General features: G+C 58.6%; 25 protein-coding genes. 9 read left to right on the top strand and 16 right to left on the bottom strand.

The window, feature by feature from the left end; translation table 11 throughout:
• Positions 1 to 247: 247 nt before the first annotated feature.
• Complete coding sequence (locus HF949_RS08825) at positions 248 to 406, bottom strand: hypothetical protein (protein ID WP_292893224.1); 159 nt, start codon at positions 404 to 406, stop codon at positions 248 to 250.
• Here HF949_RS08825 and HF949_RS08820 point away from each other — a divergent pair.
• The 5 genes from HF949_RS08820 (at position 405) to HF949_RS08800 (ending at position 6,076) form a co-directional block, all read left to right on the top strand.
• Positions 405 to 917 carry a hypothetical protein gene (locus HF949_RS08820; protein ID WP_292893222.1) on the top strand — a complete coding sequence of 171 codons (513 nt, stop codon included), beginning with the start codon at positions 405 to 407 and terminating at the stop codon, positions 915 to 917. The two genes, HF949_RS08825 and HF949_RS08820, sit on opposite strands and share 2 nt — an antisense overlap.
• 362 nt (positions 918 to 1,279) lie before the next feature.
• The gene (locus HF949_RS08815) at positions 1,280 to 3,421 is read left to right on the top strand and encodes a transglycosylase domain-containing protein (RefSeq protein WP_292893220.1); all 2,142 of its coding nucleotides are present in this window, start codon (positions 1,280 to 1,282) and stop codon (positions 3,419 to 3,421) included.
• An 85-nt stretch (positions 3,422 to 3,506) separates the two neighbouring features.
• A complete protein-coding gene (locus tag HF949_RS08810) occupies positions 3,507 to 4,091 on the top strand; it encodes a DUF1214 domain-containing protein (protein WP_292893218.1) in 585 nt (194 codons plus the stop codon).
• The gene (locus HF949_RS08805) at positions 4,084 to 4,626 is read left to right on the top strand and encodes a DUF1254 domain-containing protein (RefSeq protein WP_292893216.1); all 543 of its coding nucleotides are present in this window, start codon (positions 4,084 to 4,086) and stop codon (positions 4,624 to 4,626) included. The genes HF949_RS08810 and HF949_RS08805 overlap by 8 nt, the downstream gene beginning before the upstream one ends.
• An 811-nt stretch (positions 4,627 to 5,437) precedes the next feature.
• Entirely contained in the window at positions 5,438 to 6,076 is a 639-nt protein-coding gene (locus HF949_RS08800; RefSeq protein ID WP_292893214.1) for a hypothetical protein, read from the top strand.
• Here HF949_RS08800 and HF949_RS08795 read toward each other — a convergent pair.
• From HF949_RS08795 to HF949_RS08785, 3 genes are read right to left on the bottom strand one after another with little or no spacing between them, the layout of a single operon-like run.
• A complete protein-coding gene (locus HF949_RS08795) occupies positions 6,052 to 6,399 on the bottom strand; it encodes a DUF1491 family protein (RefSeq protein WP_292893212.1) in 348 nt (115 codons plus the stop codon). The two genes, HF949_RS08800 and HF949_RS08795, sit on opposite strands and share 25 nt — an antisense overlap.
• A 59-nt stretch (positions 6,400 to 6,458) precedes the next feature.
• Positions 6,459 to 7,400 (bottom strand): peptidoglycan-binding protein, encoded by a 942-nt coding sequence (locus HF949_RS08790; protein WP_441338352.1) that lies wholly within the window; start codon positions 7,398 to 7,400, stop codon positions 6,459 to 6,461.
• Complete coding sequence (locus HF949_RS08785; RefSeq protein WP_292893208.1) at positions 7,375 to 9,072, bottom strand: sensor histidine kinase; 1,698 nt, start codon at positions 9,070 to 9,072, stop codon at positions 7,375 to 7,377. Before HF949_RS08785 ends, HF949_RS08790 begins: the two co-directional genes overlap by 26 nt.
• Before the next feature lie 530 nt (positions 9,073 to 9,602).
• On the opposite strand from HF949_RS08785, the gene HF949_RS08780 reads away from it, so the two are divergent.
• Together HF949_RS08780 and HF949_RS08775 are read left to right on the top strand one after the other, a co-directional pair.
• Positions 9,603 to 9,956, top strand: a complete 354-nt coding sequence (locus HF949_RS08780) for a DUF5330 domain-containing protein (protein ID WP_292893206.1) — start codon at positions 9,603 to 9,605, stop codon at positions 9,954 to 9,956.
• 71 nt (positions 9,957 to 10,027) lie between these two features.
• Positions 10,028 to 10,456, top strand: a complete 429-nt coding sequence (locus HF949_RS08775) for a SufE family protein (RefSeq protein ID WP_292893204.1) — start codon at positions 10,028 to 10,030, stop codon at positions 10,454 to 10,456.
• Positions 10,457 to 10,486: 30 nt separating this feature from the next.
• Here HF949_RS08775 and HF949_RS08770 read toward each other — a convergent pair whose 3' ends face one another.
• Both HF949_RS08770 and HF949_RS08765 read right to left on the bottom strand, forming a co-directional pair.
• Positions 10,487 to 11,311 (bottom strand): DUF6456 domain-containing protein, encoded by an 825-nt coding sequence (locus HF949_RS08770; protein ID WP_292893202.1) that lies wholly within the window; start codon positions 11,309 to 11,311, stop codon positions 10,487 to 10,489.
• A 1-nt stretch (position 11,312) separates the two neighbouring features.
• Positions 11,313 to 11,738: a helix-turn-helix domain-containing protein gene (locus HF949_RS08765; protein WP_292893200.1), complete on the bottom strand. Its 426-nt coding sequence runs from the start codon at positions 11,736 to 11,738 to the stop codon at positions 11,313 to 11,315.
• Between the two features lie 210 nt (positions 11,739 to 11,948).
• Here HF949_RS08765 and HF949_RS08760 point away from each other — a divergent pair, with 210 nt between their 5' ends.
• Positions 11,949 to 12,248, top strand: coding sequence for a cytoplasmic protein (locus HF949_RS08760; protein WP_292893198.1), 300 nt, complete (start codon positions 11,949 to 11,951; stop codon positions 12,246 to 12,248).
• A 128-nt stretch (positions 12,249 to 12,376) separates the two neighbouring features.
• On the opposite strand, the gene HF949_RS08755 is transcribed toward HF949_RS08760, so the two are convergent.
• From HF949_RS08755 to HF949_RS08720, 8 genes are all read right to left on the bottom strand, one after another.
• Positions 12,377 to 12,796, bottom strand: coding sequence for a MucR family transcriptional regulator (locus HF949_RS08755; RefSeq protein WP_292893196.1), 420 nt, complete (start codon positions 12,794 to 12,796; stop codon positions 12,377 to 12,379).
• Positions 12,797 to 13,232: 436 nt separating this feature from the next.
• Positions 13,233 to 13,610 carry a monovalent cation/H(+) antiporter subunit G gene (gene mnhG / locus HF949_RS08750; protein WP_292893193.1) on the bottom strand — a complete coding sequence of 126 codons (378 nt, stop codon included), beginning with the start codon at positions 13,608 to 13,610 and terminating at the stop codon, positions 13,233 to 13,235.
• On the bottom strand, positions 13,610 to 13,945 hold the full coding sequence (locus HF949_RS08745; protein ID WP_292893190.1) for a cation:proton antiporter: 336 nt from the start codon (positions 13,943 to 13,945) through the stop codon (positions 13,610 to 13,612). The genes mnhG and HF949_RS08745 overlap by 1 nt, the downstream gene beginning before the upstream one ends.
• The gene (locus HF949_RS08740; RefSeq protein ID WP_292893187.1) at positions 13,942 to 14,415 is read right to left on the bottom strand and encodes a Na+/H+ antiporter subunit E; all 474 of its coding nucleotides are present in this window, start codon (positions 14,413 to 14,415) and stop codon (positions 13,942 to 13,944) included. Before HF949_RS08740 ends, HF949_RS08745 begins: the two co-directional genes overlap by 4 nt.
• Positions 14,412 to 15,968, bottom strand: coding sequence for a Na+/H+ antiporter subunit D (locus HF949_RS08735; protein ID WP_292893185.1), 1,557 nt, complete (start codon positions 15,966 to 15,968; stop codon positions 14,412 to 14,414). Before HF949_RS08735 ends, HF949_RS08740 begins: the two co-directional genes overlap by 4 nt.
• A 7-nt stretch (positions 15,969 to 15,975) precedes the next feature.
• The gene (locus HF949_RS08730; RefSeq protein WP_292893182.1) at positions 15,976 to 16,353 is read right to left on the bottom strand and encodes a Na+/H+ antiporter subunit C; all 378 of its coding nucleotides are present in this window, start codon (positions 16,351 to 16,353) and stop codon (positions 15,976 to 15,978) included.
• Positions 16,353 to 16,772 (bottom strand): Na+/H+ antiporter subunit B, encoded by a 420-nt coding sequence (locus HF949_RS08725; protein ID WP_292893180.1) that lies wholly within the window; start codon positions 16,770 to 16,772, stop codon positions 16,353 to 16,355. Before HF949_RS08725 ends, HF949_RS08730 begins: the two co-directional genes overlap by 1 nt.
• A gap of 1 nt (position 16,773) precedes the next feature.
• The gene (locus HF949_RS08720; protein WP_292899949.1) at positions 16,774 to 19,119 is read right to left on the bottom strand and encodes a putative monovalent cation/H+ antiporter subunit A; all 2,346 of its coding nucleotides are present in this window, start codon (positions 19,117 to 19,119) and stop codon (positions 16,774 to 16,776) included.
• Between the two features lie 316 nt (positions 19,120 to 19,435).
• Between HF949_RS08720 and HF949_RS08715 the strand changes: the two genes are divergently transcribed.
• The gene (locus tag HF949_RS08715; protein WP_292899947.1) at positions 19,436 to 21,544 is read left to right on the top strand and encodes a S9 family peptidase; all 2,109 of its coding nucleotides are present in this window, start codon (positions 19,436 to 19,438) and stop codon (positions 21,542 to 21,544) included.
• Here HF949_RS08715 and HF949_RS08710 read toward each other — a convergent pair.
• Both HF949_RS08710 and HF949_RS08705 read right to left on the bottom strand, forming a co-directional pair.
• A complete protein-coding gene (locus tag HF949_RS08710) occupies positions 21,519 to 22,451 on the bottom strand; it encodes a cytochrome c (RefSeq protein WP_292899945.1) in 933 nt (310 codons plus the stop codon). The two genes, HF949_RS08715 and HF949_RS08710, sit on opposite strands and share 26 nt — an antisense overlap.
• A gap of 21 nt (positions 22,452 to 22,472) precedes the next feature.
• Entirely contained in the window at positions 22,473 to 22,922 is a 450-nt protein-coding gene (locus HF949_RS08705; RefSeq protein WP_292899943.1) for a c-type cytochrome, read from the bottom strand.
• Positions 22,923 to 22,962 lie beyond the last annotated feature (40 nt).

Genomic DNA, 22,962 nt, shown 5'->3' with positions numbered 1-22,962 from the left:
CTGTGCTTGGGCCGCAATGCAGCCGTTCATCCGGCCAAGCGGAGCGAACTCCAAGAGGCGCACAGGACGTACCGGAAGCAGATGCATATGTGGATGGTGCCCCGATAGAGTGAGCGAACGGCGGGTTATCCGTAACGCTACCGCGACTCACGAAACCTTTTTGGTTCCGTGGCCACGGACCGGAGATTTCGTTATGAAAACTACGGTCTCAATAACTGTAGGGGTGACGGTGGATGTGGCGGGCTGCTTACGGGCGGTCGCTTTCATCCTCTTCCTGATCCTCGCTTGATACAGGGGGGCGGCGGTCTTTGACCCCGCCTTCCTCTTTTTTCGGCTGCGGTGGCGTCCGCAGCATACGGCGCAATACCTCGTCGCCCTTTTCCTGGTCCTTAGTGGTCTTTGTCATGTCGGAATTCCCAAGTCACAAGGATATTCTTTTCTTCGCTGCCATTGGCCGGATGGCTGTCGCATGGGCACATCTAGAATCAGCCTTAGATATCAAAGTCGATATCGCGCGCAATCTAGGGTGGGGCAAGGTTGACCCAGTGCGACCACGCTCCCTTAAGCGAAAGATCGAATACCTTCGCAAGTTCTTCAAATCCCTGAACATGCCGGATGACGGTATGGATGGCTACCGCACCTTGTTCAGGGCCATAAACGAGCTGGCCGAGAAGCGACACGACATCATCCACGGGGCAGTGGTCGAGCACGCCGAAGATGCAGAAGAGATCAAGCTGATTAGGTTCCTCTACTCCGACGAGTCACTCGGGAAAAAACCCGTAACTGTAACCACAGATTCCGTCATGGATACGGCTAGAAGAATCGAGTCCCTTAGCCACTCCATATTCCAGTGGATCGAGGCTATTTCTAGGTACGCCCGCGAACGTGCTCAATCAGACGATATGCAAAGTCCATAGCCAACTCCGCGCTATCCTCCCATTCCGCAAGCATTCTGGCGACATCCTGTGCTAATCGCTCTTCCTGCTCGCTTTTTGGTGCCAGCCTGTCACGCTTACGAAGCATTGCATTTCGCCTTCTAGTACGTCAAGTATATAATTAGGAATTTTTTCCTATTCTCTTGTACAGGAAGTCCATGCGTTAGCCATTTCGGTGTTTTTCCCTTGCGGAAGAGACGGAAATGCGAAGAAACTCACATAACAATCCGCTAGAATAGCCGTTATGTACCGGACTGCGATGTGGGGTCGTGTTCGGCTGGCGATTTCGCAAAACGGGTTCGATCGGGTTGGCCGTGAACGGCCGGACGGGAGTTTGGGTGAAAATGCCGCGCGAAAAACGGCAGAGCAAGGCGCCGCGGGCGACCAGATTGCTGGCGCTCGATGCCTGGATCGATTCCACGCTTTATGAAGCGGGCTTCAAGCTCGCCGAATTCTGGGAAGGCGTAACGATCTTCTTTCGCCGCTTCCGTGTCTATGGCTTCAAACGCGCCGTGGTCGAACTCTTCAGCGAAGGCGCCACACTGGGGGCGATCGGGTCGGTCGTCATGCTGGCGCTTGCCATGCCCGCGTTCGAAGAGACCGCGGGTGACTGGCGCGCCCAGGACGACTACGCCGTTACGTTTCTGGACCGCTATGGAAATGAGATCGGCCAACGCGGCATCATCCAGCGCGATTCCGTGCCCGTGGATGAGCTTCCCGACCACGTTATCAAGGCCGTTCTTGCCACGGAAGACAGGCGCTTTTTCGAGCATTTCGGCATCGACTTTCTTGGCCTCGCCCGCGCTCTTACCGAAAATGTACGCGCCAATTCCGTCGTACAGGGCGGTTCCACGCTTACCCAGCAGCTCGCCAAGAACCTGTTTCTGTCCAACGAGCGAACCCTCGAGCGCAAGATCAAGGAAGCCTTCCTTTCGATCTGGCTTGAGATGAACCTGTCAAAAACCGAGATCCTCCAGTACTATCTCGACCGTTCTTATCTGGGTGGCGGTACATTTGGCATCTCTGCCGCGGCAGATTTCTATTTCGACAAGCCGGTCAAGGATTTAAACCTTGCCGAGGCAGCGATGATCGCCGGTCTCTTCAAGGCCCCTGCCCGCTACGCTCCTCATGTAAATCTTCCCGCCGCTCGTGCCCGCGCAAACGAGGTCCTCACCAATATGGTGCAGGCCGGCTTCATGAGCGAAGGACARATACTCTCCGCCCGCCTCCACCCGGCAACCGCCGTTGATCGCGAAGGTGCCGACACACCTGACTATTTCCTCGACTGGGCATTTGAGGAGGTGAAGCGTGTCGTCCCGCGCAGCGCCACCCATTCGCTTGTCGCACGCACCACGCTCGACCCGAACCTCCAGAAGGCCGCGGAAGAATCGCTCGAGTTCCACCTGCGTCAGCACGGAAAAGACTATGACGTATCCGAAGGCGCCATCGTTCTGATGGACACTGAAGGCGCGGTCCGTGCCATCGTCGGTGGCCGCGACTACGGCACAAGCCAGTTCAACCGCGCCACCAAGGCCGAGCGCCAGACCGGCTCCTCCTTCAAGCCCTATGTCTACGCGGTGGCGATGGAGAGCGGGTTCGAACCCGGCTCCGTCATTTCCGATGGTCCGATTTCATGGGGTAGCTGGTCGCCGCGCAACTACGGCCGCAGCTATGCCGGCAGGGTCACGCTCACTCACGCGCTGATAAAGTCCTACAACACCGTTCCTGTTCGCCTCGCCCGCGATCATCTGGGCATCGATCCCATCATCGACCTGATCAAGTCCTTTGGCATCGAATCCCCCATCAACGGCCACAAAACAATGGTTTTGGGCACGTCCGGCATGACCGCGCTCGATCAGGCGACCGGATATTCCGTTTTCGCCAATGGCGGCTATGCCGATACCCGTTTCGCGGTCGTGCAGCTGATGACCCATTCGGGGAATCTCATCTATGACCATGGTCGCGATGCCCCGCCACCGCGCCGTGTGCTGTCGGAAAAAGCCGCTGCTTCAATGAATCAGATGCTTATCCTTGTCCCTGAACAGGGGACGGGTCGCCGCGCGGCTCTGCCGATGACACGCTCGGCAGGAAAAACCGGCACCACCCAGTCCTATAGAGACGGGTGGTATGTGGGTTACACCGGAAACTATGTCGCCTCTGTCTGGCTGGGCAATGACGATTTTCATCCCACGAGGCGCATGACCGGCGGCTCCCTGCCCGCCATGGTGTGGCAGCGTCTGATGTCCTACGCGCATCAGAACGTTGAGATCAAACCCCTCCCCGGTATCGACGGCCCGATGCGTATCGAAACGGAGGCAGTTGAAACAGCCAGTGAAGATGGCGCAGGAGAGCTTCAGGAGAACGACAGCCTTCCCCTGGCTCTCTCGGCTCGAACATCACAATTCCTCAAGGAGCTCGCAAAGAACTTCGAGGCAGCGCCGCGCCTGCGCAAACCCGCCTCTCACGAAACGCTATCCGCCCTGTAATGCTGCGTAAAGCCCACCGCAAAAGGCTTGAACCACCCGTTCGAGTTGAAGTATCCGGATGCGTCCGTAGCCTGCCGGATCGCGCATGCTGAAAACCATTGTCTTCATTGTCTTCGTTCTTCTCATCGCGCTCGGCGGCGGTACGGGCAGCGCATGGCTGGCGCTTGAATCGACACGCACCATCGGTTCCGTGGAAATCGGGCCCTGGGTCACCTTCCCCAATCAGGGGACACGCGAAGCCGACCCCTATTCCAGAGCGAGAAGCACAAGGCTCGGTCAACTCAGCCTCGGGCAGGCGGAAGGCGTGGTTCTTGTTGCAGCGACAGACAGTGACGGAAGCCCGCTTCTGCGCCAATGCAGTTATCGCCTTCAGGGTGATCTTCCCCCGACGCGCTTCTTCACCCTTCATGCCACGGGTGAAAACCGGCAGATTCTGTCTGCGCCGGCGCGTTTTCCTTCGGCGCTCCATTCGCAGGACCTCCTTTGGCGCCATGGTCAGACCTTGGAGATGACGATCTCCCCGCACCCCCAGCCTGACAACTGGATGGCGGTCGCCGGGAGTGGGTCGATGGAACTGGTTCTGACCCTCGTGGACACACCCATTTCGACAGGCGCGCGCGTTGGGGAAACCAGATTGCCGGCGATCACCCGGGTGGGCTGCGATGCTTAAGTTCCTTCATGCACTTATGCTGGGGCTCTTCGGGGCAGCCGCCGTTCATATCGCCATCCTGTTCCTGCTGCCCACTTATTCGGAGCGCGATGTTTGGGCTGCGATGGCGGAGGAAGCGGACCCTTATGCGCTCGTCAGACTGGGCAAAGGCAATGCAAATCCTCTCCTTGCCGAAGAACAGAATCCGTTCTTCGAAACCGCCGCCTGCCGATTTGATCTTGAAAACGGAATGGTACGATTGACGGCTGCAGAGCGCGTGCCGTTTTGGTCATTTTCAGTTTATGACCGGGATGGCTTCAACGTGTTCAACGCGAATGACCGCAGCGCAACCAACAGTGAGCTGGACGCACTCGTCGTGAACGCCGCCCAATTGCTGGAACTGCGCAAGGGCGTGCCCGAGACACTCGCGTCCTCTCTGATTGCTCAGACGACGATAGGAGAAGGCATGGTTGTGATCCGCGCCTTCGTTCCCGACGAGAGCTGGCGGATTATTGTTGAGCGCTTCTTCGAGGGTCTGCGCTGCGAAGCACTCTGAATGTCGGGATCATGCTTCACAACAGGGATGGCGAAGGCTGAGCTTCAGGCCGCTCGTCTTCCGAAACCTTCTCTTTGCAGGTCTCACCCCTTGGTCGAGCGTCGGCGGACATCCTGCGGACGGTCGTCTCCGCCGTTATCGGGATCGCTTTCCGGTCGTCTCTCATAGCGCACGCCAGGAAAGATGATGATCGAAGCGCTGGAAGGTCGCCTTTTCGACGCAACCGCTGTCGTTCGTTTCGCAGCCGTTGCAAAGCTCAATATCGTAGCCATGACATCGCGTCCCTTTCTGTGACGGAGTGGTACGCAACGCCTCCTCCTTCCAGTAAGGCAGCACATGGTTAACGTTTCGTTACCGGTTACGAACAGCCTCTCCCATCAATCCGGGCGAACCTGAAAGTCTGAACGGAAGTCTAAAGAAACCGGTTAACAGCTTGCTAAGGGAATTGCTGTAAATCTCGTCAATCGTCGGCTCGTCGTTCTTGTTGCCGATGGCGTATCTTGTAATCACTCGCGTTTCGGAGGGTTTGATCTGCGTGTCGTCCGCTGTATTCAGGCAACTGGCTTCTGGCGGGGAAGCGCACAGACCCGAGCGGCTGTTTCGCGCCGCAGTCTCCGCATTTGCATCCCTTACACGTCCTACCCGGCGCGAAATCGCCCAACTGGATGATCTTGCCCTTCCACTGTATCCCTTGATCTCCACGGAAACGCGCCGTTACGCGGCTGCGATCCTGTCAGAGTGCCAGAACCCGCCAAAGGGTTTGCTCAGGAAGCTTGCCGACGAGCCTGCGGAGATATCCGCTCCCCTATTAATGCGTTCCCCGGTTCTCTCGGATGTGGACCTGATCGGTCTTCTTGCCCGTCATGGTCGGGGCCATGCCCGTGTTATCGGACGTCGAGCTGGTCTCAATCCGGCAATTGCAGCGCTTACACGTGCGCTCACTGCTCAAAATGATGAAACCAGCGACGAGGCGGAGACAGGTGGCAGTTCTGTTGAAGCGGAGGTGCGTCAGCGCTTGCGTCTTATCATGCGTGCGGCCAACTCCCAGAGCCCACCCGCACCGCAGGAAGCCCGCCCGGCACTTCCTGCCGCAGATTATGCGGCCAGAACGTTGCGGGCTGCAGCCTTTTCCGGGGAACAGGATGCACTTGAAAAGGCGCTCTCGTCGGTTCTGGGCATTCCGCAAAGGGCTGCCCGCGAGATCACCGGCTTTCCCACCTATGGTGAACTTATCGTGGCGTTGAAAGCGCTGGAAATTGAGGAAGCGGAAGCGTTTCTTCTTTCCGCTGCGGCCTTTCCGGGGCTCTTCACGCAGCGCAGCGCGATCACATTCTTTCTGGAACGCTACAAGGCCCTTTCGCCAGCTACCGCGCGGCAAAGGCTGAGCGATTGGCAAAGTGGGCTGGGCTGTCCCGGGCACACGCCTCAGCCGGCAGCAATCTCGAAATAGCGTTCTGCCTCATCAAGGTCCGTCACCTCGATTTCGACCAGCCAGAAGTCCGGATCGAACCGACGCTCTCGTTCAAGACGCGTGTCGATCGCCTGGTCGTCATCTTTTGCGATCAGCGCAAAGCGTCGCTCATTGGGCCGCGCCTCGTCATAGAAGGCCTGTGCTGCGGGGCCATAAAGCGCCTGCTCGCCAAGACGATTGCGCAACAGAATAAAAATGGTTCCAGCCTCCCGCGCGCCTTTTTGCAGAACCGTGGCAAAACCACCCTCTGCGAAGAGACGCTTTGTCAGTGCAGAAACCCAGAATTCGCTGGTCAGGCGCATGGGCAGCGTCTCCTTGGTGCCGGCGGAAGATCAACCTGCCGGGAGGGCCCCAGCCCACGTCAGTTGGTCAGACCAACCTCACGCATTTTTGCAAGAAGCGCCTGGTCCGGCTGCCCGGTGACGGGGAGCCCGAAAAGGCTCTGAAACTCGCGAATGGCAGCCTGGGTATTTTGGCCTAGAAGGCCGTCAACCTCGATCCCGTCATTGCCAAAGGCCTTCAGACCGGCCTGCACGCGCATGATTGTGGGGTCCGCCTCGCTGGTTTCAAGGGCCGCCGTGTGAACACGCGCCTGCGGCACGTTCGCCGTCGGTACGGGAACCCGTGCTCCCGCCGGCTCCGCGTTCGCGGAAGCTGAAGCCGAACGCTGATAGGCCGGGCGTGGTGTCGGCGTCGGTGCGACAGGGGGTATTATTGCCGGCGCTGCCGACAGATCTGGCGCGTTTCCCGCCGCCTGCGGCGCTGCCGAGAGCCCAAGCTGACGCAGCAGCGCTTCATCGACGGTCGGTGTTGGATCCAGATCCACGATACGGCGGTAGTTTTCGATTGCCGTGCGGGTCTCAGGGCCCTCAAGACCGTCAATCGTACCGCGGTACAGCCCCAGTTCCTGAAGCACCGACTGCACCTGGCGTATGGTCGAATCCCCACCGGCCACCTCTTCCGGGCGCTCGACCGGGATCGCCCCGGTCGTGTCCTGATCGGGGACCACCTGACGCGGAGCCTGACGTGGTGTCTCCTCAGAAATGACAGGCCGCTCGGGATCGGGCACATTCCGTGGTTCGGTGAACACCGGTGTACGGGTCGATATCAAAGCCCCGGAATGGAAATGCGGCTGATACCAGAGCGCGTTGGCCGAAACGAAGGAGAATGCGACAGCAAAGGCCGTTGCACCACCGACTGCCACCGGGTTGCGAACGATCGCCATCCCCGCCCCGGCTGCTCCGGCGCGTAGCAGAGTTCCAAACGTGACCTCCGGTTCAGGCCGTCTTGCGGTATTCTTCATTACCCCACTCATTATCAATTCCCGGTTTGCCACCCCGGCCCGTCTTGTCCTTTTCCGCCCCTACACCCACCGGCAGCGAAATGCTCACACGTGTGCCCTCACCCGGTGCGCTGTCGATGGTCATGCCACCACCCTGAAGACTTACAAGCCCTTTTACCAGCGCCAGACCGAGACCGGTTCCCTCAACATGCCTCGTCGCTTCGCTTCGGACCTGAGCAAAAGGCTCGCCGATTCGCTCGAGGTCATCGGCGGAAATCCCGATACCATTATCGGCAACGCTGAAGTCAAGGCGATTGCCGGTCCGCTCCGCCGTCACCCTCACACGGCCGTTGGCGTGCGAGAACTTAACCGCATTCGAGAGAAGGTTTATCAACACCTGCTGCACCGCACGTCGGTCGCAATAGACGACGCCGACGTTGTCCGCGATCGCCACATCCACATCCACCGCACGCGCCGTCGCATCCGCCCGGGCGAATGCCACGCTGGTATCCACGGCATCCGAGAAACTGAACGCCTCCGGGTGAAGCGTGTAGGTGCCTGCCTCCAGCTTGGAGATTTCCAGCGTGGAGTTCACCACCGAGAGCAGATGTTCGCCTGCCTCGTGAATGAGCCGCACATATTCGCGCTGCCGATCATTGGAGAAGCGTCCGAAAATCTCCGTCTGAAGCGTGTCGGAAAAGCCGAGAATTGCATTCAGCGGCGTGCGAAGCTCATGGCTGACGGCTGCCAGCATTCGTTTGCTCTCGACCTTTGCGACACGTGCCTCTTCCCGTGCGCGCGCCAGGTCGTGCTCCAGTGCGGCCCGCTCGCTTTCGTCGCGCACGATCGCCACGACCTGCGCAGCATCTTCCAGTTTCAGAAGCTCTACGCCGAATTGACGATAACCGGATGCGCGAACCCCATCTTCTTCCGCAGGCATGCGCAGTCGGATACTGATCGTTCGCCGGTCGGCACCACCACTCACTTCAGAGACCGCGCACAGATAAGCCACGCGGTCACCCACATGAATACGCTCGAAAAACCCTGTCCCCAGAAGGATGTCGGACCGGACATTCAAGACCCCCTCGGCCTGATGGGACGCATCCACCACATCACCGGTGCCCTCAAGGCGCAGCACCAGCGCGCTCATCATCGTTTCTATGCCCACGCCTTTCGAGGATGCGGAATTGCTCATTCGCTCCGCCTGCGACGTCCCGAAGCGCAGGGCGAGTGTGGCCACATAAGCCAGCGGGATCAGCCAGAGCACGGCGAGCGGCAGCGATGCAGAAAAATGAACACCCAAAACCCCGCCAAGAGCGGCCAGTCCGAGAGAAACCACACCGGCGAGACCACCCGCCAAAAGAGCGCGGCGCGTCCGTGCAATCCAGACACTTTCTGCTGCAAGCCCCGCTATCAGGGCTGTCATCGGAGACGCAAAACCACCGGAAAGAACAATCACCGCGCTGATGGCGGTAATTCCAAGAACAAGCGCGAGCGCTTCGATCATTTCACGGCGCCCGCTTGCAAACAGGCCGGCTGCGGCCAGCCAGCTCACCGCAAAGCCGGCGCTGGCGAGCGCCAGCGTCGGAGCGAAACCCAGAGTGCCGGCGAGAAGCAGCGCGGCCGCGCCCGCAAACAAGAAGGGGGCCGTCAGAAGCACGCCGGCAAGCCGCAATTGGCGCGAACGCTCCACCCCGTCTTCAACACTGGGGTGGATCAGCCTTTCGCAAGCGGCTGAAAGGGCTGCCAGCCATTCTTGATATGATGCTACTCGTGAACTCAACTCGACGCGCTCTTGCTTTGTCCGTTCGGCGGGTTCTTGTTCCTGACGAAACTCGCATCGAGCGTTTAAGGAAAGGATAAACGCAGGCGTCAAAGGGCCGGCGGCAAGCGCAAAAATGAGAGAAATCGACCCATCAAAGCGTGGTGAATGCCGTCATGGTTAACGCGCGCTGAACAAAATAGCCGCCAAAACAGCAAGCCCAAAAATCCTTTAAACAGGCCGTGCCCCGGAAAAAAGACAATTGCCTCAGATCATTAGATGCCAAACAAAGCGTAACGATGTTTCCGCGGGTTTGAAACGGCTTTGCTTCAAAGGCGGACATTTCCGAACTTTTAAAAAGTTTGCTTTCAATTTTAGGAGAATTCTCAAGAGCTTCTTGGCGGAGGCATGACATTGTGCCCGCCAGGGACATCCTTCGGGGCAAAACGGGACTGGACGTCATGGGCTTTATAATCCGCTCGATCTTCTGGCTTTCGCTGGTGCTGCTACTGTTGCCTATTGGGGGAACAGGCAGCCAGGACAGCGCGGAGACGCCACAGGTCGGCGCCCTGCAGGCACTGGGCGCGGCCCGCGAAGCCATTACAGACATGGTTGGCATCTGCGAGCGAAAGCCCGAAGTCTGTGCAACCGGGCGCGCCGCACTTCAGACGATCGGGGCCCGGGCCCGTGAAAGTGCCCGTTTTGCATATGAAATGCTCGAAGAGCCGACGGACACTCCGCCCGAGGCCGCCGCCAGCGCTGCATCGGCACCTTTAACAACCGGAAGTGTTCCAGAGCGCCCTGCCGATCAATAGATCCCTCGACATTTTGGGGCAATCAAAGGTTTTCCGTGACGAATGGCCGGCCAATCACTATATCCGGCCCAATGAGCACTACGATTGACACCCTTTATGACGATTTCGCCTTCCTCGACGATTGGGAAGAACGCTACCGATATATCATCGACCTTGGCAACAATCTGCCTTCCTATCCGGAAGCCGCGCGCGACGAGGCACACCGGGTGCGTGGCTGTGTCAGCCAGGTGTGGTTATATACGGAACGTGGAGAAGGCAACGACCCCGTCCTCACCTTCAAAGGCGATTCGGACGCCCATATCGTGCGGGGTCTCGTCGCCATCATGCTCCTTTTGTTTTCAGGCAGGCGCGCCAGCGAGATCCTGAAAATTGATGCCGAAGACGTGATGGCCAAACTCGGCCTTGACGAACATCTCACACCGCAACGCGCCAATGGATTGCGTTCGATGGTTCAGCGCATAAAAAAAGAAGCCACAGAGGTGGCACCCGCAGCAGGCTGATTGCCCGTTTTCAGGCAATCAGCAAATTGTTCAGGCGAGCTTCGGCCGAAAATTCTGCGCGCCCCAGTGCAGAATCGGCCTGTGCGTTTCGCGCTTCTTGCGAGCAGGGGGCTCATAATGGCGGGCCAGCGCGCCCAGTGCGGTCTTGAGCACCACCTTGGCCGAGCGCACGGGCCAGCCCCGCTCGATTTCCACCTGCTCGAATCCCTTCAGGAAACAACATATATCCACCAGCACACCCGCCAGCTCCGGTCCGACGGCCTCAAGCGCCCGGTCGACACGCTGACGCGCGCCCACTGCGGCCTCCGTAAGCTCAACGCCACCTCCGGCCCCGTTGCCGCGTTTCCTTCCCGTTACTGACGCCATCCAGTTGGCACTCAGGCGTGGCATGATCTGTCCGCGTGTGTAATCGGCACGCAGTTTCTCACCGGCGTCGAACTCCGCGATCGTCAGGAACGGTTCACCATTGCGGGTGCGCCGGTTCGCAAGCTGCGCCAGAGGAGATTCGCTCAGCGTCGCGGCAATGATCGTCTTCTCGGCGCCCTGCTTTATGACCCTGCGCTCTATCTCCCGATGCTGGCTTGCAAAAGGTTCCCGCTTCGCAGCCAATCGACGCGCACTGGCGATGCCAGCAGCCGTCACGGCAGCCTTGTCTTCGCGCAGGCACACGAGATCGTCTTTCTCCAGCGCCTTCAAAACGCCAAGCGATATGGAGACCGTTCCCCGCTCCCCTCCGTCGAGAAGCATGCTCCCCTCCTTTGCGCCGGGTTGCAACCACGCCTCTCCCTTCTGCAGAAATCGCAGACAGCGGCTACGCTCGCGCGCATGGCGCAACTCTTCTTTGTAAACAGCCATGTCAGCGCAGCTCCGTGTTGCGGAACGCAGCCGCAGTGATGCGCTCCGTCATCAAAACGATCCGGTCAAACTCCTCGTCGTCACGCATGTCCTCAATAATATGACACGCATACTGGACGGTGGTTCTGTCACGACCGAACCCGCGTCCGACTTCACTCATGTTGAGCCCGAGAACCACATGTGCGGCATACATTCCGATCTGGCGCACCCGCGTTACGCTTGTCGATGAACGGCGCGTTTCGCGCAGTTCGCGCCCGCTCACATTGAACAGTGCGCCAACAATGTCGAGAACACATTCACAAACGTCCCCGACGCGCTCCTCGGGAATCGGACTGAGACGGCGGTGCAGCGTTACCGGTGATTGATCTTCAGGCGTTTTAACTCGCCCGTCTTCTTGTTCCGTCGATTTGGCAGCGTTTGAAAGCACAGACTTTATCCCTTCACAGGAAAGAGGAATAAATTCTTATACCTCACACACGCATATGCGGGAACAAATTACGAACAGATAAAAACCAGAAACTCCTTAAACTACTGAAATTATTATTAAAACAAAATTCCGCACGAATTTCCCCTGTTGGTTTATCCCCGCTCCCACTGCGCGCTTCATAGTTATCGCTCACGACATGAAGGGTTGAGCATGACTACGGTAAAGATGGAGAGCATCGCCTTCCTCCAGGCCAAGCGGAAACGGTATGAAGACGCGCGGCAGACGGCCGCACTTTTCCTAGTCGGTGGGCTGGATCTTGAGGAGGCGCAGAACAGCTCCGGCCCCGAGCGCGACAACGTGCTTCGTCGCCTGAAACGGTTGATCGAGAGAGAGCGCCTGAAAGGGGTCCGTAACCATTGGAGCTACGACCTCAATCGCCACATAGCCCTGAGCCAGGCATTCAAGCGATTGACTGCGACAACGCGGTCGGGGCCCTCCTTTCGTCCATGAATGGGCACCATCACGCGGAGCCTCTGACCTGCTCCCCTGAGACGATCGCCGAACGCACAAAAAAAGCGGCGCCGGAAGCGCCGCCTGAACACGGAAACATCGCGCTGGCGCCCGGCGCCAGCCAAATGCTACTTTTCCTTGCGCTTGCGTCCTAAACCCATTTGCTTGGCCAGTTTCGAACGCGCCACGGCATAGCTCGGAGCCACCATCGGGTAATTGGCGTCAAGCCCCCACTTTTCCCGATACTGTTCAGGCGTCATGCCGTAATGCGTCATCAGGTGACGCTTCAGCGATTTGAACTTCTTTCCGTCCTCGAGACAGATGATATAGTCTTCGTGTACAGAGCGCTTCGGATTCACGGCCGGTTTCTGCTTTTCAGCAGGCGGTGTTTCTGGAGTGCCACATACACGGCCGAGCGCTGCATGAACGTCTGAAATCAAGTTGGAAAGTTCGGATGCAGGAACAGGATTGTTGCTGACATAAGCAGCAACAACGTCTGCGGTCAGTTCAATAAGAGTATCGTCGTTTTTTACAGAATCTTCGTTCATTTCGTTACCTTGCCCCAACGTCTATTCAAATCCACAACCTCATGCCGCCAGTGATGAGGTGTCTATAGGAATCCCTATTCTACAGGCATTTTTTTGCCGATTCCCGAGAAGGCAGCAATCATATCGTTTTTTTCGTTCGACCGGTCAACTCACAATTTCAAATTAATACTACCAGATACCTGCGGCTGATTGTTTATCACATCTCAAAAAATCGTATTTCATTCCAAAAATCAGATCAGCTTAAAATTAATCTCGGTACTCAACTAAGCCGACCTTAGCGTTTTTAACGCGCCCGGCTCTATCGTTCAAAAAAGAACGAATGCGTATGCGCCGCCGTCAATGCAGCCACCACAAGGAATTGTCTGTGGTGCGACAGATTGGCAGGGAATACACGAAGCAGCGCGAGGAATATGAAGTATAGAAGAAAATAGTCTATCTAATCTTCTTTATTACTTTTTCCGTCGATACCGTCTGAGGCCACACGCTCGGGAGACGCCATATCGTCATGCACCGAACGCCCCCAGAGTCTGTAGCCTGCGGCATAGGCCGCCTTCGCCAGAAGGTGGGCGGAAATGGGCGCCGTCAGGAGAAAGAACACCACCGCCGCCAATGCCCGGGTGACGATCGCCTGATCCTGCGCAAATATTGCCAGCGCGACAAGCATAAGCCCCGATCCGAGCGTCCCGGCCTTCGAGGCGGCATGCATGCGCGTATAGAGGTCGGGGAGCCTCAGAATGCCGATCGCAGCGATCAGGGTGAAAGCTGCACCGATGATGACAAGAATGCCTGTGAGTATGTTGAACACGTCGTCCATCACTGCTCCTTGTCGCCGTAGATGCCGAGCGTGTCGCGCTTCACGAACTCCTGTTCATAACGTCGACTGAGAACGAAGCGGGCAAAAGCAACTGTCGCCAGAAAGCCGACAAGGCCGAGGGCGATGGCGATGTCGAGATAAAGCGTGAAGCCTGTACGAATGCCAATGACCGCAATGAAGCCGATTGCAATGGTTACCAGCATATCAAGGGCGAGAACCCGGTCGGGCAGGCTCGGCCCCACAAGGACGCGTATGACAGTCAGCAGGAAAGACAGGCTCAACAGCGCGAGCGCTATGAACTCGGCAAAAACGAGAAATTCTTCGCTGGCGCTCATCGAAACGCCTCCATGATCTTGCGTTCGAAGCCTTCGGCAATGTCGCGGCGCAGTTGTTCCGGATCCGAGCAATCGATCGCATGAACATAAAGAAAGCGGCGATCTTCCGAAACGTCGACGGACAGGGTCCCCGGCGTCAGCGTGATCAGATTTGCCAAAAGCGTGATCTCGAAGTCCCGATCCACCTTGAGAGGATACGCGAAAATGCCGGGCCGAAGGTTCATCCTCGGCGACAAAACAAGAAGCGCAACCCGCCAGGCAGAAAGTACCAGTTCGTAGAGAAACAGCAGGGCAAGTGATATGACCCGCATACTGCGGGCGAAATATCCCAGAGATCCGACCTGTTCCCGGATCAGGTAAAGTGCTGCCGCCCCAAGGAGAAAGCCGAAAATAAAGTTCGGCAGGGTGAAAGAGCCGCTGACCGCGGTCCAGATCAGCGCCAGGATGATATTGATCAGGGACAGTCTCATTGCACCGCCTCCGCAGGAAAGACCGCACCGATATAGCCTGATGCATCCAGGAGCCCGACCGCAGCCGCTTCAGCCACCCGGATAAATGGTTCAGGGTAAATGCCGAGCAGTATGATCGGAACACACAGCAAGGCCATTGAGGCGTAGCCATATCCGGGGGCACCCGTGGCTGCATCGGCAGGAACTCCGGAAGGGCCGTTGCGCCAGATCGCAAGGATATACACACGCCCGAGCGCAATCGTGGTGAGAAGGCCGGTCAACAAAATGGCAAAAGAGAGCCAGGGCCATCCTGCTTCGAGCGAAGCCCGCACGAGCAGCACTTTGGGCCACAACCCGGATGCCGGCGGCAGTCCTGCCACCGCAAGCATCAGAACCAGCGCAAAGGCCCCCATCGCCGGATAGGCTCGGTAAAGCCCACCCAGCTCATGCAGTGAGTAGCTTCCGCCAAGCTCCTTGATGACGCCGGCCAGAAGGTAAAGCGCGGTCATTGCGAGAACGGAGTGGAATGCATAAAGAATCGTGCCCGTCAGCCCGATCTCGGTGCCCAGCGCGAGCCCTGCAAGCATCACTCCAACGCCAGAGATAACCACAAACCCCAGCACCCGGCGAATATCGGACTGGGCAATAGCGCCCATAATCCCGAGCACCATCGTGCCCGCCGCCACCCAGGCAATCACACCTGATAGCTCCGCCCGCTCAACGGGAAACAGCATCACCAGAACGCGCAGCAGCGCGTAAACTCCGACCTTGGTCAACACACCGCCAAACAGCGCCGCCGTGACGATGCGCGGTGTGTGATAAGAGGCTGGCAGCCAGAAGTTCACCGGGAACGCAGCCGCTTTCATGCCGAAGGCAAGCAAATAGAGGACTGCGAGGGTCATCAACGGACCTGTCTCGCGCATGGCATCCGCCTTTCGGGCGATATCGGCCATGTTGAGCGTTCCAAACGTGCCGTAAAGATACGCGGTCGCGGTCAGAAACAGCGTCGTCCCCACCAGGTTCAGAATGGCATACTTGGTTGCGCCGTCGAGCTGACGGTCGGTCGACCCCAGGATCAGGAGACCGAAGGAGGAGATCAGAAACACCTCGAACCAGACATACAGGTTGAAAATGTCACCGGTCAGAAACGACCCTCCCACGCCCGCCATCAATAGCATCAGAAACGGATAAAAGCCGTAGCGGCGACCCGTCGCGCCGATGTCCTTCATCGCGTAGAGAGCACACACACTGGCAACCAGCGTCGCCACAAGGGCAAGCGATGCTCCGAGCGCGTCCGCGGTAAAGGATATGCCGAAGGGCGGCAGCCAGCGCCCCATGGTCATCACCTTCGGACCGTCTGCCAGCACCTGCAGAAGGAGTGCAGCGTTCGCGCCAAGGGTCAGAAGCAGCCCCGCAATGGCAATGCCTGCATGCAGCCGGGTTTCGTGGCGCACCATGAGCAGGACCGCGCCAAAGAGAATCGGCAGCCCGACCGGTGCCACAAGCATCCAGTCACCCAGCGCCGTCGGCTCCGTCAGCATTGCGTTGGAAATGTCAATCGATTCAGCAGCCATCGGTGCCTCAGTATCCAAGCGGGGGCATTGGTTCGCCCTCGGGTTCGGCAACGCGCATTCCATCCGTGTCGTCGGTTCCCAACTCCTGATAGGCACGGAACGCCAACACCAGGAGGAAAGCGAAGAGCGAGAACGAAATTACGATCGCCGTCAGAACGAGTGCCTGCGGCAGCGGGTTTGCCGTCGCCGCCTCCGGGATCGGCAGCGCCTCGGGAATGATCGGCGGAACCTCACGCATCAGCCTACCAGCCGTGAAGATCGACAGGTTCACCGCATTGCCGAAGATCGAGACCCCGAGGAGAATGCGGATGATGTGCTTCGACAGCATCAGATAGATGGCGACAGCGAAGAACACGCTGACCACAAAGGAGAGAGCGACTTCCATTACCCGTGCTCCCTTTCTTCAAGGGCAAGTGCGACAGATGTGATCGACCCGAGAACGACAAGATAAACGCCAATGTCAAAGAACAGCACGGTGGATAGGTCCACGGGAACACCGAGCACGCTGACCTTGGTCCACAGGCCCGTCATGAACGGCACCTTGAAGGCAAGGGACAGCCAGCCGGAAATTGCCGACACCAGAAGCCCGAAACCCGAAATCGCCATTGGATGAAAATAGAGGGCGCGGCGCACCGGCGAAACTCCGCAGGCGATGCCGTAGATCGCAAATGCCGATGCGGCGATCAGCCCGCCGATGAAACCACCGCCCGGCTCATTGTGGCCCCGTAAAAGCACAAAGATGGAAAACAGGATCATCAGGCTTGTGAGATAGGGCGCGACCGTGCGGAAGATCAATGTACGCATATCACCCCTCCTCCCTGTTTTCTGTGATCGGCTTGACGCTGCGGATCCGCACCAGCGCCAGAATGGCCAGGCCGGCGATCATCACCACGGCAATCTCGCCCAACGTATCCGTGCCGCGGAAATCGACGAGGATCACATTCACGATGTTCCGGCCATGAGCGATCACGCGGGAATACTGCGAGAAGAAATCACTGAGCTCGGTGTTGAACGGCACCTGGGTCACGCGCAAAAGCATCAGGCCCAGCGCGGCACCGCAGGTTCCGGCCACGGCAACGTCAAGCACCTTTTCGCCTGTCGGGCGGTGATCCGTCGGCGAGAGCCGCAGCCGCGTCATGACAAGGGCCAGGATCACCACGGACAGCGTCTCGACCATGAACTGGGTGAAAGAGAGATCCGGAGCACCAAGCAGCATGAATATAAGAGCCACGGCAAACCCTTGAATACCTAGTGAGACGATCGCAGTCAGCCGGTCACGCGCATAGATCACCGCACCAAGACCGATCAGGGCGATCAGCAGGACGGTCCACTCATAGAAGGGCATCCGGGGAAGCTGGGGGGGTGTCGGCCATTCGTCATAAAGCCCCATCGGAATCAACACTGCGGCAGCGACCGCAACGAAGGTTGCCGTCATGTAGTAATCGAGGCGACCATTCTGAATGATATTGGTCACACGGAACGAAAGCCGGGTCAGACCGCGCATCACCTGGTCGAAGCCCCGGTCCGGTCCCCAGCCGATGGCGGTCAGAATGCCGGCCATGGCAGCACGCCCGCGCTCCAGCATGACGAATACCGAAGCACCCAACGCGACCGTCACCACCGAGAGGACGAGCGGCATGCCGATATGCGGCACGGTCGAAATCGTCACCGTTACAGGCTCGCCTAGCACTGCACTCGACATCGGGCTGCTGACCAGCTCGTGGCTGAGACCTGATACCAGAGCAGACACAAGCCCGAGGCCGCCGAGAACGAGCGGCCCGAGCCAAAGCAGGACCGGCCCTTCGTGGGCGTGTTTGGGGGTCTCTACCTTGTTTCCAAGAAATGGCTTCAGGGCCACGGCAAAGCCGATCGCGAACATCAGCCCGTTGCCAGTGAGCGCGACCAGCGTCAGCAACGAGGTCCAGCCATCGGTGAAACCCAGGCCGGCATAGATCTCTTCTTTCGCAAGAAAGCCGAAGAACAGCGGGACACCGCCCATCGACGCGGCAGCCAGAACCGCCGCCGTGAAGGTGATGGGCATCGCCTTTCGCAGGCCGCCCAGTCTGGTGACATCGCGTGTGCCGGCCTCGTGATCCACCAATCCCGCAACCATGAAGAGCGCGCCCTTGAACATGGAGTGTGCCACCAGATAGAGCACTGCCGCTTCAACAGCCTTCTCCGAGCCCACACCCGTCAGCATGACGAGCAGCCCGAGCGAGGCTACCGTCGTATAAGCGAGCATCAGCTTCAGATCTGTCTGGCGCATAGCCAGGAGTGTACCGACGAGCAGCGTGGCACCGCCAAAAACAGGCAGGATCGTTTCCCATGCGACCGTATCACCCAGCACGGGGTTAAGCCTCATCAGAAGATAGACGCCCGCTTTCACCATTGTTGCAGAGTGCAGATAGGCCGAAACCGGAGTGGGTGCTTCCATCGCGTTCGGCAGCCAGAAATGGAAGGGAAACTGCGCCGATTTCGTGAATGCACCGCCGAGGATCAAAAGCAGTGCAGCCATATAAAGCGGCGCATCGCGCAGCGCGCTTTCGCTTGCAAGCAGAGCAGACAGGGAAGTGACACCTGTGGCTCCCCAGATTACCAGAAGCCCCGCCAGAAGTGAAAGCCCGCCAAGCCCGGTCACGACCAGCGCCTGCAACGCCGCACGGCGCGAGGCTTCGCGTGAATGATCGAAACCGATCAGCAGGAACGAGGTGATCGAGGTCAGCTCCCAGAAAACAAACAGGGTCAGGAAGGAATCGGCCACTACCAATCCCAGCATGGACCCCATGAACATCAGTATGAAGGAGAAAAAGCGCCCCTGATGCTCATGTCCCTTCAGATACCCGCCCGCATAGAGCACGATCAGCGTACCTATGCCGGTAATCAGAAGTGCGAAGGTGACGGACAGGCCGTCAAGAAACCAGGAGAAGTCTACCGAAAGACTCGGAATCCAGACATATCCGGCCGAAAGCGTTTCTCCTTCGGAGATGTTTCCAACGAATCCGCTAAAATGAAGAAAGATAAGAGCAGGAGCCAGGGCCAGGATCCACGCCGCATTGTGTTTCAGCGCTTTTGTAAGCACTGGTGCGATGGCGGCGGCTGCAAACGGCAGCAACAGAGCAAGAAATGTCAGCCACTGGCTGTCTGCCGTCATGAACTCTCCCCACTTGAAATCGTGTTTCAGGCCACATTTTTAAATCCTACGGTGACATAAACACTCGCCTCAGGCACCACAAGGCGTAAACCGACCTGCAAAGCGCGATGAAACGCCGCCATTCACAGAAGATTACACAGCTTAAACCACGGGACAGGCCAGATGCAAAATCCGCTCATCGGGCCGGACCTGGGGCAGGGAAGCGCCGGGAAAAACACAATAAGCCATTGCCATGCCCTATTCGCTCGGGACATGAAGGAGGCATTCCCTGCGGCGCGCCGCACTCGCTTCTCGCAGATATTCACAAGGTAGCCTCATGACTTCCAAACCGTTCGCCATGGACGCAAAAGCCCCCTCGCCGCGCGCACATCCCGTGAAGGACACGCGCCACGGCATCGAGCGCACGGATGAATATGCCTGGATGCGTGCTGAAAACTGGCAGGAGGTCCTGCGCGACCCGAGCCTCCTTGCCGACGACATCCGTACCCATCTCGAAGCCGAGAATGCCTATCAGGCAGCGCTCATGGTCGATACGGAAGAGTTGCAGAAGACTCTCGTCGCCGAGATGCGCGGCCGCATCAAGGAAGATGAGACGTCCGTGCCTTCCAGAGATGGCCCCTATGCCTATGCCGCCGGGTTCCGGACCGGAGGCGAGTATCCGCGCTTCTTCCGCCTGCCCAGCGGCGGCGGCGCGGAGGAGACGCTGCTGGACGGTGACCGAGAAGCCGAGGGCAAGAGCTATTTCCGCGTCGGCGGGGTCGATCATTCGCCCGATCACAAACGTCTTCTGTGGGGCCATGACGACAAGGGTTCTGAACTCTACACGATCAGCGTGCGCGACCTCGCCACCGGCGAAGACCTGCCCGACATCGTTGCCGAGACAGGCGGCGGTGGTGTGTGGGATGCGGCGAGCGATGGTTTTTTCTACACGCGTCTCGATGAGAACCATCGTCCTTCGAAAGTGTTTTTCCACCGCGTTGGCGCGGAGCCTGCCTCCGACCGCCTCGTCTATGAAGAAGCCGATGCAGGGTTTTTCGTCGGCGTTTCCGGCAGCCGCACGCAGGAGTGGATCTATATTTCCGCCCACGATCACGAAACGTCGGAATGCCTCATCCTGCCGGCCAACGATCCGGAAGCCGCGCCACGCCTGGTCGCGCCACGCGAAACCGGCCTTCAATACGATCTCGAGGAAGGCGGCGATATCTTCTTCATCCTGACCAATGCGGATGGCGCCAAGGATTTCAAGATTGTCACCGCACCGGCCAGCAACCCCGCGCGCGAAAACTGGCAGGATCTCGTGCCTCACGAGCCCGGCCGCCTGATCCTCGCGATCATGGCCTTCGCCGATTATCTCGTCCGCCTCGAACGCAAAGATGGACTGCCGCGCATCGTTATTCGCGATCGCCACAATGGTTCCGAGCATACCATCGCCTTCGACGAAGAGGCCTATTCGCTTGGGCTTCAGGGATCCTACGAATACGCGACCGATACGCTGCGTTTCTCCTATTCATCAATGACCACGCCGGAGCAGGTGTTTGACTACGACATGCGCACTCGCACCCGCACGCTCCTGAAAACGCAGGAAGTACCGTCCGGGCACAATGCGGACGACTATGTGACGCGTCGTCTGATGGCGCCTGCGCCCGATGGCGAACTGGTGCCGGTGTCTCTGGTCTATCGCAAGGGTATAGCGCTCGACGGTTCAGCCCCCTGCCTGCTCTACGGTTATGGAGCCTATGGCATGGCGATGCCCGCCTCTTTCAATACGAACTGCCTGTCTCTGGTCGACCGTGGTTTCGTCTACGCCATCGCGCATATCCGCGGAGGCAAGGAAAAGGGTTACGCCTGGTACGAGGACGGAAAACGCGAAAAAAAGGTCAACACGTTCACCGATTTCATCGCCGCCGCCCGTCATCTCGTGGCCGAGGGATACACCAGCCACGACCGCATCGTTGCGGAGGGCGGGTCGGCCGGCGGAATGTTGATGGGCGCGGTTGCCAACATGGCGCCGGAAGCCTTTGGGGGCATTGTCGCCGCCGTGCCTTTCGTCGATGTGCTCAACACAATGCTCGACGACACATTGCCCCTCACCCCGCCCGAATGGCCGGAATGGGGCAATCCCATCGTCTCGCGTGAGGATTACGACACCATTGCCGCCTATTCTCCCTACGACAATGTAAGCGCGAAAGAGTACCCACCCATCCTGGCCCTTGCCGGCCTCACAGATCCGCGCGTTACCTACTGGGAACCCGCGAAATGGGTGGCCCGGCTGCGCGATCGGAAAAAGGGCGACAATCCGGTCCTCCTGAAAACCAATCTCGATGCCGGTCACGCCGGAGCCTCGGGCCGTTTTTCACGGCTCGAGGAAAAGGCGCTTACCTATGCCTTCGTTTTGAAGGTCACCGGGAAGATGGATAGCCGTTAGCTCTGGCCGGCACCGACTTGAGATAGGCGGCAATCGCTTCGCGATCTTCCTTGGCAAGGTGGGCCATGTTCTTCTGAACGGAGACCATGGCCCCGCCAACGGAATCGAACTCCGGCGTGAACCCGCTCTCCAGATAGTAGGCGATATCCCCCGTCGACCAGGAATCGATGCCGCCTTCCCCGGAGGTGATGTTGGGTACGATCCCCTCGCCTTCGGCTGACACGGCTCCTGCAAGCCACTGATCGTAGAGTTGCCCTCCGGCGAAATTCCGCGGCGTGTGGCATTCGCCGCAATGCCCAGGGCCTTCAACGAGATACCGCCCGCGCTTTTCCGCCTCGGACGCGTCCGTCGTCAGCGGGACGACCGGCTCGTCATGCATGAAGGCGAGTTTCCAGAGGCCGACACCACGGCGCATTGTGAACGGGAAGGAAAGCTGGTGTTCTCCGGCTTGCCCTTCCACTTCCGGCAGCGTTTTCAGGAAGGCGAAAAGATCGCTCACATCCTGTGCCGTCATCCTTGCGTAGGACGGATAAGGAAATGCGGGATAATAGTGCTCACCATCAGGGGAAATGCCGCGCAGCATCGCATTGGCGAAATCCATCTCGCTCCAGTTGCCGATACCGTCCTCTGAATGTGTTGAGATGTTGGGCGCAACGAAGGTGCCGAAATCGGATTTCAGCTCAACGCCTCCTGCAAGCTCCAGCCGCGCATCGCCGTCAGCCCCGGGGCGCGCGTGGCAGGAAGCACACCCCCCAGCCCAAAACACCTGTTCGCCGCGTTCTGTACTTGGCACTTCCAGAGCACCAAGTGCCCCGGCCTCAAGCGGGGTCGGAGCACTCAGTATCCAGAACGCCGCTCCACCGCCCACGATGATCACGAAGGCCGAAGCAAGCAACGTCTTTTTCATGACAATCCCGAAGACCCCGGATCAGTTGTTCTGCACGCGGAATTTTTCGTGGCAGCTCTTGCAGTTTCCGAAAACCGGTCCGATCGCGGCCTGAAACGTCGCTAGATCAGCGGGTCCGTCTTTGCCGGACGCTTCAGCAGCAGCCGCCGTGTCAGTCATGTATTTGTCGAGTGCGGCCTGAAAGGCCTCGGGATCATCCCATATAGCGGGGGCTGCCGTCGTGTCGCCATCACCCGAACCTTCGGGGAAGAACTCACCGAATGATTTCGCGCTCGCGCTCAAGGTAAGGATAGCGGCCTTGGCAATCGCGGGATTGTACTGCAGTTCCCCTTTTAGCATCGCGCCCGCCAGGCCCGCGGAGGCAGCGTTCGCCTGCATGATCGTCTTGCGAACGGCAATGGGATCATCAGCAGCGGCGACGCCCGAGATCGATAAACAAAGAGCTGAAACGGCAAGCGCAATTTTCTTCATGAGAACCCTCCGATGATTTGTTCGAACAATACCCCGATCA

The sequence above is a fragment of the Nitratireductor sp. genome (genome assembly GCF_017794765.1).
Lineage (GTDB): Bacteria > Pseudomonadota > Alphaproteobacteria > Rhizobiales > Rhizobiaceae > Nitratireductor.
Note: the sequence above shows the minus strand (reverse complement) of the source record. Positions and strands in the feature narration are given on the sequence as shown.